Annotated in this window: 5 protein-coding genes; 3 read left to right on the top strand and 2 right to left on the bottom strand. The window is 71.2% G+C overall.

Translation table 11 applies throughout. The features are described 5' to 3' along the window. The first annotated feature begins 6 nt into the window (after positions 1-6). From AB0K35_RS03830 to AB0K35_RS03820, 3 genes are all read left to right on the top strand, one after another. Positions 7-7,644, top strand: a complete 7,638-nt coding sequence (locus AB0K35_RS03830) for a SpvB/TcaC N-terminal domain-containing protein (RefSeq protein WP_363883561.1) — start codon at positions 7-9, stop codon at positions 7,642-7,644. A 38-nt stretch (positions 7,645-7,682) separates the two neighbouring features. Next, positions 7,683-8,522 (top strand): helix-turn-helix domain-containing protein, encoded by an 840-nt coding sequence (locus AB0K35_RS03825; RefSeq protein WP_363883559.1) that lies wholly within the window; start codon positions 7,683-7,685, stop codon positions 8,520-8,522. 66 nt (positions 8,523-8,588) lie between these two features. Then, on the top strand, positions 8,589-9,170 hold the full coding sequence (locus AB0K35_RS03820; protein ID WP_363883557.1) for a dihydrofolate reductase family protein: 582 nt from the start codon (positions 8,589-8,591) through the stop codon (positions 9,168-9,170). A 16-nt stretch (positions 9,171-9,186) separates the two neighbouring features. On the opposite strand, the gene AB0K35_RS03815 is transcribed toward AB0K35_RS03820, so the two are convergent. Then, positions 9,187-10,419 (bottom strand): MFS transporter, encoded by a 1,233-nt coding sequence (locus AB0K35_RS03815; protein WP_238668039.1) that lies wholly within the window; start codon positions 10,417-10,419, stop codon positions 9,187-9,189. Between the two features lie 142 nt (positions 10,420-10,561). Further along, positions 10,562-11,143 (bottom strand): NAD-dependent epimerase/dehydratase family protein, encoded by a 582-nt coding sequence (locus tag AB0K35_RS03810; RefSeq protein WP_363883555.1) that lies wholly within the window; start codon positions 11,141-11,143, stop codon positions 10,562-10,564. Positions 11,144-11,499 lie beyond the last annotated feature (356 nt).

The raw sequence follows: 11,499 nt of genomic DNA, 5'->3' as shown, positions 1-11,499 counted from the left end.
GGAGCGGTGACGACCAGCTACCCGGTCGGCGGCGGATCGCCGGGGCCTGGCTCCCGGTGGCGCGGCTCCGCCGACCCGACCGGCGCCGGCGCTCCCGGCGGGGCATTCGGCCCGAGCGGGCCGCCGACCGACGCGACCGGCACCGGGCCGCCAGCCGGTCGGGCCGCGACCGGACCGGGACTCGGTGGACCGGCGATCAGCCTGCCCACCGGCGGCGGCGCGATCCGGGCCATCGGCGAGACGTTCGCCGCCCACCCCGTCACCGGGACCGGCGGCATGTCCGTTCCCATCCCGGTCAGCGGCGGCCGGTCCGGGTTCCAACCCGACCTGACACTCAGCTACGACTCGGGCGCCGGGAACGGCCCGTTCGGCCTCGGCTGGCAGTTGCCCGTGCCGGCCATCAGCCGGCGCACCGACCGCGGCCTGCCCCGCTACGACGACACCGACACCTTCCTGCTGTCCGGGGAGGACGACCTGATTCCGGTGCCCGGCGGCACTCCGGTCGCCGGGCACACGGTGCAGCGGTTCCGGCCACGGACCGAGGGGGCGTTCGCCCGCATCGAGCGGTGGACCCGGGACTCCGACGGTGACGTGCACTGGCGCACCCTGTCCGGGTCGAACCTGCTGGCGGTGTACGGCCGCGACGGCGGCTCCCGCATCGGCCTGGGCCGGCGGGTGCACACCTGGCTGCTCTGCGAGACCCGCGACGACCGGGGCAACGCTGTCGTCTACGCCTACAAGCCCGAGGACACCGCCGGCCTGGACCTGGACCGGCCGCACGAACGGCACCGCACCGACCGGAACGCGAACCGCTACCTCAAGTCGGTGCGGTACGGCAACACCGTGCCGCTGCTCGACCCCGACGGCCGGCGCCCGGTGGACCTGACGCCGGCCCGGATCGCCGACGCCGGCTGGCTGTTCGAGGTCGTGCTCGACTACGGCGAGCACCACCCGGACACCCCGCTGCCCGCTGACACCGGGGACTGGACCTGCCGGCCGGACCCGTTCTCCACCTACCGTGCTGGCTTCGAGGTCCGCACCTACCGGCTGTGCCGCAGGATCCTGATGTTCCACCACTTCCCTGACGAGCCCGAGGTGGGCGCGGACTGCCTGGTCCGCGCGGTGGAGCTGGAATACGCCAGCGGGCCGGTGCTGTCCACACTGGTCGAGGTGACCCAGCGCGGCTACGCCCCGGCCGCAGGCGGCGGGCACACCAGCGCCGCACTGCCCCCGGTGACCTTCGAATACACACCGGCCACCATCGCGGCGACCACCAGGGAACTGGAGCGCGGCAGCCTGGAGAACCTGCCGGCCGGCGTGGACGGGCGGACCGAGCTGTGGGTGGACCTGGACGGGGAAGGAATCGCCGGGGTGCTGACCGGGCACGAGGGTGCCCTCTACTACCGGCCGAACCTCGGCGCCGGCCGGATCGGCCCGGTCACCGCGCTGCCCACAGTGCCGTCGCTGACCGACCTGGCCGGCGGACGCCAGCAACTGGTCGACGTGAACGGTGACGGGCGGATCGAGCTGGTCCAGCTCGGCACCGTACCGGCCGGTTTCGTCCGCCGCACCGACGACGCCGGCTGGTCCGGCTTCCAGCCGTTCCGCGAGCTGCCCGCCGTCGACTGGGCCAGCCCCGACCTGCTGCTGCTGGACCTCACCGGGGACGGCCGGGCCGACCTGCTGATCGCCGGTGACACAGTGCTGGCCTGGCACGAGTCGCTGGCCGAGGTGGGGTACGGCCCGGCGCGACCCGCGCTCTGGCCCGCCGACGAGGACCGTGGGCCGCGGCTGCTGCGCTCCGACGACCGGCAGAGCATCTTCCTCGCCGACATGTCCGGCGACGGGCTCACCGACCTGGTCCGGGTCCGCGACGGGTCCGTCTGCTACTGGCCCAACGTCGGTTACGGACGATTCGGCGCCAAGGTCGAGATGGACGACGCGCCGTGGTTCACCGGGCTGGACGAGTTCGACCCAGCCCGGGTGCTCCTCACCGACGTGGACGGCACCGGCGTGATGGACCTGTGCTACCTGGGCCGGCGCGAGATCCGGCTCTGGTACAACCAGTCCGGCAACGGCTGGTCGGCCCCCGCCGACCTGCCCGACCTGCCGCACGTCACGCCCGATTCGACTGTGACAGTGACCGACCTGCTGGGTACCGGCACCGGCTGCCTGGTGTGGTCGTCGCCGCTGCCCGGCGACGCGGCCGGCCCGGTGCGCTACCTGAATCTGGCCGCCGACGGCAAGCCACACCTGCTCACCCGGGTGGTGAACAACCTGGGCGGCGAGACCACCATCCAGTACGCCGCATCGACCGCCTTCCAGTTGGCCGACCGGCGAGCCGGCCAGCCGTGGGTGACCGGACTGCCGTTCCCGGTGCAGGTCGTCGAGCGGGTGGAGCAGGTGGACCGGATCACCGGGACCCGGCTGGTCACCGGCTACCGCTACCACCACGGGCACTACGACGGCGTCGAGCGGGAGTTCGCCGGCTTCGGGATGGTCGAGCAGATCGACGGCGAGTCGTTCGTGGACCACGTGTTGGGCGTCGAGGCGGTCGACGGCAACCAGGACACCTCGCCCGAGCTGTTCCAGCCACCGGTCACCACGAAGACCTGGTACCACACCGGCGCCCCGGTCGACCTGTCCGCCGAGTGGTACGCCGGCCGGCACCTACCCACCGCGGAGCTGCCGGCCGGGGTCTCCGCCGCGGAGCTGCGGGAGAGCCGGCGGGCGTTGCGCGGCCTGCCGCTTCGGCAGGAGGTGTACTCGTACGACGGCAGTTCCGCGCAGGAGCACCCGTACGGGGTGGTCGAGCAGACGTACCAGGTGCAGCGGCTGGACGCGCGGGTGTTCGTCGCCGTCGAACGGGAGGCGGTCAGCCTCTCCTACGACCGGCAGCCGGACGAGCCCCGGATCAGCCACCGGCTCAACCTGGTCCTCGGCCCCTACGGCACCGTCGTCCAGGCCGCCGCCGTGGTCTACGGTCGCACCACGCCCGACCCGGAGCTGCCCGCCGAGGTGACCGCCGAACAGCGACGCCGTCACGTCACGTACGGCGAGCAGCGGTACACCCCGGACATCGACGAGACACTGCCGGTGCCGGCGTACCGGATCCGCGCCGCGTACGAGGCGGTCGGGCACGAGCTGACCGGGCTGGCCCCGGCCGGCCCGCTGTTCACCCGCGCCGAACTGCTCGCCGGGTTCGCCGCGGCCACCCCGATCGGGTACGAGGTGGTGGCGGACGAGGTCAGCGCGCAGCGGCGGTTGCTGTCCCGGTCACAGGTGCGCTTCCGGGACAACGCGCTGACGCCGCTGCCGGCCGGTCAGTGGGACAGCCTGGGGTTGGGGCACCAGACGTACCAACTCGCCTTCACCCCGGCCGCGCTGGCCGCGGGTTACGGCACTGCGGTGACCGGCGCGGACCTGACCGCCGCCGGCTACGTGCACCTCGACGGCGGCCCGGACTGGTGGATCCCCTCCGGCGAGCTGCGCTATCCCGCCGATCCGGCCGCGCACTTCTACCTGTCCAACGGGGCCCTGGACGCGCTGGGCCTGGCGACGGCTGTCACCTTCGACGACTACCACCTGCTCACCGAGCGGGTGACCATCGACCAGGCGTCCTGGTCGGTCACCACCGCTGTGAACAACTACCTTGTGCTCGGCCCGAGCCTCGTCACCGACCCGAACGGGCAGCGCCGCGCGGTGCGCTACGACGAGTTGGGCCGGGTGGTGGCCTCGGCGCTGCTCGGCCGGCCCGGCGCCGGGGACGGCGACACCCTCGACGATCCGACGTTGACGTTCACCTACGACCCGTTCAACTGGGTGGTCAACGGCCAGCCCGCGTACAGCCGGGGCCGGCACCGGGAACGCCACGGCCCGACCAACACGCGCTGGCTGGAGAGTTACGAGTACAGCACCGGCACCGGTGGGGTGGCGATCACCAAGTCGCGGGTGCATCCCGGCAGGGCCCTGGAGGTGGGGGAGGACGGGGTGGCCGTCGAGGTGGACGCCGACCCGCGCTGGGTCGGCACCGGCCGCACGGTTGTCAACAACAAGGGCAACCCGGTGAAGCGGTACCAGCCCTACTTCAGCACCACCCACGAGTACGAGGACGCCGCGGCGCTGCGCGAGATCGGCGCCACAGCGATCCGCTACTACGACCCGCTGGGCCGGGCCGTGCTGACCCGGTATCCGGACGGCACCCTCAGCCGGGTCGAGTCCAATGCCTGGTCGCACCGGCTGTTCGACGCCAACGACACGGTGCTCGACAGCCAGTGGTACGCCGAGCGGGGCAGCCCCGCCGTGTCCGACCCGGAACCGGCCGACCCGGCCACCCGCGCCGCGTGGCTCGCCGCCACGCACGCCGACACACCCTCCGTGATCCATTTCGACAGCCTCGGCCGGGCCGTCTACACGGTGGCCGACCGGGGCGCCGGCCAGCGGTTCGGCGTACGCACCACCGGAGACCTCACCGGCCGGTCCTCCGACGGGTACGACGCGCTGGGCCGGCACATCGCCACCGCGGCCACCGCCATGCACGGCGCGGGAGTGCGGTCGTGGAGCGCGGAGAAGGGCGAGCGGTGGGTGTTCCAGGACGTTCTCGGTGGGGTGTGCCGGATCTGGGACGAACACGGCCGGACCTTCCGCACGACGTACGACGCCCTGCACCGGCCCGTCGGCCTGTACGTCAGCGAGTCCGCCGGCGCGGAGCGTTGTGTGCAGTACGTGGTCTTCGGCGACCGGCATCCGGACGCGGCGACGCTGGGCCTGCACGGCGTGCCGTACCTGGTGTTCGACCCGGCGGGCCAGGTGCGGGTGCCCGAGGTGGACTTCAAGGGCAACCCGCACCGCGCCGAACGGAGACTCGCCACCGACCACGTCGACGGCCCGGACTGGTCACCGGTGTCCGCCGCGTCCGACCACGCCGCGCTGCTGGCCGCAGCGGCGCCACTGCTGGAGAGCGAGGTCTTCGGCACCGCCGCCGAGTACGACGCGGTGAACCGTCCAACACTGGTCACCCTGCCCGACGCCACCGAGCTGCGACCGACCTACCTTGAGGGCGGCATGCTGGGCCGGCTCACCGCGCGGCTGCGCGGCCAGGGCGCTGAGGTGGAGTTCCTGTCCGAGCAGGACTACGACGCGCTGGGTCGGCGGCGGTTCGCACGGCACGGCAACGGCCTGGTCACCGAGTACTTCTACGACCCGATGACGTTCCGGTTGGAACGTCTGCTCACCGCCGGGGTGCGCGACCTGCGCTACACCTACGACCCGGTGGGCAACCTGACCCGGGTGGCCGAGCCGGGCGCGCCCACCTTCTTCGGCAACGCGGCGGTGCCGGCGGCCAGCGACTACGCGTACGACCCGCTCTACCAGTTGATCAGGGCGAGCGGGCGGGAGTTGGCCGGGGCGCCGAACGACGCGATCCGCGACCAGACCGACGTGCCGCCCGCCGGTAGCCTCACCGATGCCGGCGCGGTACGTGCCTACACCGAGGAGTACGAGTACGACCCGCTGGGCAACCTCACGGTGCTCCGGCACCGGTTCCGGACGCAGGCCGGGGTGGGTGCCGGCTGGACCCGGCACTACCGGTACGCGTACCAGGACGACCCGGCCGACGCCACGAACCGGCTGGCCGCCACGAGCCTGCCCGGCGACGCCGACGGCGGCCCCTACTCGGCCCTGTACGCGCACGACGCCGTCGGCAACCTGACCGTCATGCCGCACCTGCCGGCCCTGGAGTGGAACGTCCACGACCAGCTCCGCCGGGTCGACCTCGGTGGCGGTGGCGAAGCCCGGTTCGTCTACGCCGCGAGCGGGCAGCGGCTGCGCAAGGTCGTGGACCGGCCGGGCAGCGTCCAACTTGAATGGATCTTCCTGGGTGCGGTCACAGTGTTCCGGCGGCGCAACCGGGTCACCGGCACCCTCCAGCACGAACGATGGACCACCACCATCGCCGACGACACCGGCCCGGTCGCCCAGGTGGACGTCAAGACCGTCGACGTCGGCGGCTTCGACCCGGCCAACCCGCTCGGCGTTCCGCTGATCCGTTACCAACTCAGCAACCACCTCGGTTCGGCCGTGCTGGAGACCGACGCGGCAGGGGCGCTCATCTCCTACGAGGAGTACCACCCGTACGGCACCACCGCGTACCGGTACGGCCGGCCGGGCGCCGACCTCAGCCTGAAGCGGTACCGCTTCGGCGGGCACGAGGTCGACGACGAGACGGGTTTCTGCTACGCCGGCGCTCGGTACTACGTGCCGTGGCTGGGCAGGTGGGCGAGCAGCGATCCGGGCGGCTTCGCCGACGGGGGCAACCTGTTCCGGTACTGCCGCAACAATCCGGTCGGAATGGCCGATCCGGCCGGGTTCAAGCCCACCACTGTCAAGGGGCCGGAAACCCACGACATCTCCATCACGGAGTCCCACTTCACCGGGTCCGAGAACCCCACTGTGGAGGACTTCCGCCGCTATCTCAACAGTCACGGCGCAACCCTCGACCCACGGATCAACAACAAGAACTCGGTCATCTACTACCAGGCCAACGTCACCCTCAACCTGGAGGGAGGCAACTGGTCCGAGCATCCGGGCGGCACCTGGGTGCTGCACGCCGTGCTGCCGCCTCCCGCACCGCCGAAACCGAAGCCGGCGCCACCTCCGCCGCCACCGGAGCCGCCACCTGCCGAGCCGCCACCACCCACGCCGGCCCCACCACCCGAACCGCCCCCGGCCGCGCCGCCGGCCGACTCCGCCGGCAAGACGCCGGCCGCACCCGGCGTCACCGGTGGCGCTGCCGCGCACACCGCGCCCGCCGCCGAGAAGTTCATCTGGAACTTCAAGTTCAAGGGCGGCCGGGGGACGTTCCGCGGCAACATCCTCGAATGGCTGTACGGCGTGCCGTGGCGCGACAACACGGCGGACTTCGATCTGGAGACCAGCACCGCGGTCAAGCAGGTCAGGTCGACCGACCGGTACGGCAAGGCCGGTGACATCGCCCGGGAGGCGACCCGGGACGCGGACGCCGCGATCCAGGCCAACCCGAGCACTATGGCCGGCAAGCGGTCCCAGGCCGTCATCATCACCGAGACCGACGCGCCGGCCAGCGCCGGAAACGCGATCCGCACGGCGACCAACCCGGGACGCGGGCGGGACATCCCGGCCAGTGCCACGGCCCCGGAGCACGTGCGCGGACTGCCGGGCCGGACCGGGATGCTCGGCAAGGGGCTCAGCGTCGTCGGGTTCGGTCTGTCGGCGTTCGCCCTGTGGGGCGACTACCAGCACGGCGACTGGGAGATGGGCGTCGGTGACGCGCTCGGCGCGGTCGGCGGTGGCCTGGAGCTGTACGCCATCGCCGTGCCCGGTGCCACTGTCGCCACGGTCAGCGCGATGACCGCCGGACTGGTGATCGGTGGCATCGGTCTGGCCGCCGTCTCGTACGTCAGCATGAACCGGGCCGCCGAGGCCGGCGACACGCCAGGGGTGGTGGCCGGCGGCGTCGGCATCGGGGCGGGTCTGGCCATCGCCGCTGGCGCTATCGGCATCGCGGCCGGCAGCGTGGTGATCGCTCCGGTCGTGCTCGTGGTCGGCGTCGTCGCCGCCATCGGCGTGGGGATCTTTCACGCGGGCCGCTACTTCGACTGGTGGTGACCCACGTTCCCCGCTGTCACGTCGGCGATACTGTGGGCGTGGAGTACGTGTCCAGAGTGCCTCGACCGCCGCTGGACGGGCTGATCGACGACCTCTACTACCTGGAGGGTGCGCCGCCGTACGCCCGGCTGACGCTGCCGGCAAGTCCGGCGGCGTTCCTCATCGTCAACCTCGGGGCACCGTTTCGCATTCGGGCCGGCACCGAGATCGAGACGGCCGAGTACGCCGACGGCTGCGTGGTCACCACGCCCAGCCGCGCGTTCGAGTTCGGCTATCCACCCCGGACCCGGTCCATCGGCGTGCACTTCAAGCCGTGGGGGCTGGCGCCGTTCCTGCCGATGCCCGCAGTGCAGCTGTGCGACCGGCCGGTGACGGTGGAGCAGGTGTGGGGCCGACCCGCCACTGCTGAGCTGCGCGACCGGCTGGCCACGGCCGAGGGACCCCACGAGATGTTGACGCTGCTTGAGGAGGAGCTGATGCGACGGCTGGGCGACGCGGCCGGCCTGGGGCTGGTCCGCCGTACGAGCCGCATCATCGCCGCGACCAGCGGGGCGGTGGCGATCGATGACCTGAGGGTTTCCGCCGGTGTCAGCAGCACGCACCTGGCGCAGCGGTTCAAGGAGCTCATCGGCGTCACGCCGAAGCGGTTGGCCCGCAGCTACCGCTTCGCCGCCACAGTGCTGTCGATCAACCCCGCCGAACCGGTCGACTGGGCCGACCTCGCCGGTGGTGCAGGCTACTTCGACCAGGCCCACTTCGGCCACGAGTTTCGGGCCTTCACCGGGCTCACACCGACCCGGTACGTCGAAGTCAGGCGGCGGTTCCTGCGCGAACATCCCGGCCACGTGCTGGACGGCTGGCCGCTACCGACCGATTGATTCCTTACAAGAGCGACAGCCCACGAAACTCTAACCTCGGGGCATTCCAAGCAGAGGAGCTTGCCCATGGGCGAAGTAGTCATGTACAGCTCGGTGTCGGTGGATGGCTTCATCGCCGACGAGAACGACCAGCCCGGACCGCTGTTCGACTGGTTGACCAGCGGTGACGTCCCGTTGGACGAGAGCGGCGTGTTGAAGGTGTCACAGGCGTCCTTCGACTACATCCGACCGTACTGGAACCAGATCGGGGTGACGATCGCCGGCCGCCATGTCTTCGACATGACGGACGGCTGGGACGGGAAGCCTCCGAGCGGGATCGACCACGTGGTCGTCGTGACGCACCGGCCGAAGCCCGAGGGGTGGGACCCCGAGGCGCCGTTTCACTTCGTCGACGGCGTCAAGGCAGCCGTGGCCAGGGCGCAGGAGCTCGCGGGGGACCGCATCGTCGAGGTCGCCGCTGGTGACGTCGGCGGCCAGGTGCTTGCCGCGGGCCTGGTCGACGAGGTGCGCATGGACGTCGTACCTGTCGTGTTCGGGTCCGGCAAGCGCTACTTCGGGTCGGTCCACGCGCAGCACCTGTTGGACGATCCTGACGTGGTGATTCAGGGCAACCGGGTGCTTCACCTGCGCTGTCGGGTGCGCCGTTGACCGATCCGAGCGTCCGTCAGCCGCGGGTGCGCCCTCTGATCCGGGTCTGGCCGGCGAGGCTGATGAGCGTCAGGAGGACGGTCAACGCGGTGTAGCAGACGACTGCCGGCACCTCGCCGAGAGGGCCGACGAGCTGCCCCTCGATGACGATGGGTAGCCCGAAGGCGAGGTAGGAGACGACGTAGATTCCGCCGACGACTCCCGCGCGCTGGTGCGCTGCCGCGAGCGGGAAGATGAGGCGTAGCGCGGCGGTGAAGGACGCACCGAAGCCGACACCGGCGACAGCCTGCCCGATGATCATGACGGCCAGGCTTCCGGCGAACACTCCACCGATGATGCCGATGGCCCCGGCGAGGGACGCGTAGATTCCGATGATCATCGCTCGCCGCGGGTCGATGCGGGCGAAGGCAAGTCCGACGATTGCCGAAACCGCCGGCGCGATGAACCCGGCCACGCCGTTGAGCAGGCCACTGTCCAGATGGAAGACGCTGCGGACCATGCTCGGGGCCAGCCCGCCGGAGAGACCTGCGAGCATCCAGACGGCGGCGACCACCGGCGCCGCGGCGGCGAACTCCGCTCGGGCGGCGGGCGGGATGGCGACGCGCGGAACCATCGAGCGGAGCGCACCCGCGGTACGGGGCATGGTCTCCGGAGACAGGGCGATGACGACGGCACCGAGAATCGTGAGGACGATGAGGACGGCGAAGACGATCGAGTTCGCCCTGGGCGTGAGCTGGATGGCGAGACCGGCCAGCAGGGAGCCGGCACTCAGCCCACCGGTCAGGCCGACACTGCCCAGGACCGTACCCAGTCTCTTTCTGTTCGGTGGAGCGAGTTCGACGAGCGCTGCGGTGAAGGCTGCCGTCGCCGCGCCGCTGGCGACACCTTGCACGATGCGCCCGGCGATCACCCAGCTCACGTCGGGGGCGACGAGGAACAGGGCGTTCGACGCGAGTTGGATCACCAGCGCGCCGATCAGCACCGGGCGCCGGCCGACATGGTCGGACAGCGACCCCAGGGTGAGGACGGCGGCGAGGAAGCCGATCGCGTAGACAGCGAACGCCAGCGTGAGTAGCGACGGCGCGAAGTTCCACTGCTGGCGGTAGAGCACCAGCAGGGGCGTCAGCACACCCGCCGCGAGATAAAGGCTGGTGAACGCGAGCGCCGCACCTGTCAACGCCAGGCCGGCGGGGAGGGTGCGCCGCCGACGGGTCGAGGGCGCGTCGATGGTTCCCGGAATCGAGGACATGACAGCTCCATGGGGTGGCCGCAGCGATGGGCCGAAGAATTGGTGACGGTGGGAAGGGGATTCGGCCGCCGGGCCACTGCCGTCGGGCCCGGGTCTGGCCCACGGCCGGGTGCGGTGCGGCGCGGCGGCCGGATCGTGATCGTTAGTCGGTGATGACGACGACGCCCGACGCCGAATCCAGCAGTTGCACAGTGCGCTCGGCGGCCCGATCGATCTGGACCCGAGGCTCGTCCGGGATTCGCTGCTCGTTGTAGGTGCCGGGCCCGTAGAACTGTCCGTAGCTCAGCACCACGCCACCCTCGGCGAGGACGGCGCGCTCCAACTCGGTGACAGCCCGGGCGTCGGGCCCGTCCGGAAGCTGCCAGGCGACGCTCTGGGCCAGGATCTTCGGCGATCCGCTCTGCCGCGCCGCATCGATGAGGTTCTGGTTGCCCTCGGTCCTGATGCGAGCGTTCAGCTCCGCATGATCACCGATCCTCTCCACCTCATCCGGTAGATCAGTCAGTTCGTTCAGGATGATGTCCGGTGCGAAGTCTCGAACCGCCTGGATCACCGCGTCCCGGTCGAAGACGTCGCACAGGATCGGCTCGGCGCCAAGTTGCGCCAGCAGCTCCGTCTTGTTGGCCGATCGCGTCATGCCACCGACCACGTGCCCCAGCTGCACCAGTCGGGGGATCAGCCGCTGTCCGATGACGCCGGACGCACCGGCAAGAAATACCCGCATCATGTCTCCCAATCGTTTGTGGTTCGGTAGGTCGAGCTGTGTGCGCTGCCGCCGCAGGACCCCACCGGTCCGCGCGACGACTGGCCCGCCACGGCAGTGCCGGTGACGCCCTGTCGTTCAGCGGGAGAGAGGGATGTCCAGCCATCCGCCGCCGCGATCGCCCACGGGGCGGAGCGAGACGCGCCGGCCTGTCACGGCAGCCATGCTTGGTAGGCATCAGCCCAGTTCAGGCGCGCTGCGCGCTCCGGGGCTCTTGTCCGTTTACTGGTGCTTGGTTCGTGGTCACGGCCGCAAAGTTACGCGCCGAGTGGCACCGTTCGCTGGTCCAATTCGGTGGCGAATCCATGGGCCAATCC

This window comes from Micromonospora sp. NPDC053740 (assembly GCF_040677775.1).
Lineage (GTDB): Bacteria > Actinomycetota > Actinomycetes > Mycobacteriales > Micromonosporaceae > Micromonospora > Micromonospora alfalfae.
The sequence above is the reverse complement of the archived record's forward strand: the minus strand, read 5'-3'. Positions and strand labels throughout refer to the sequence as shown.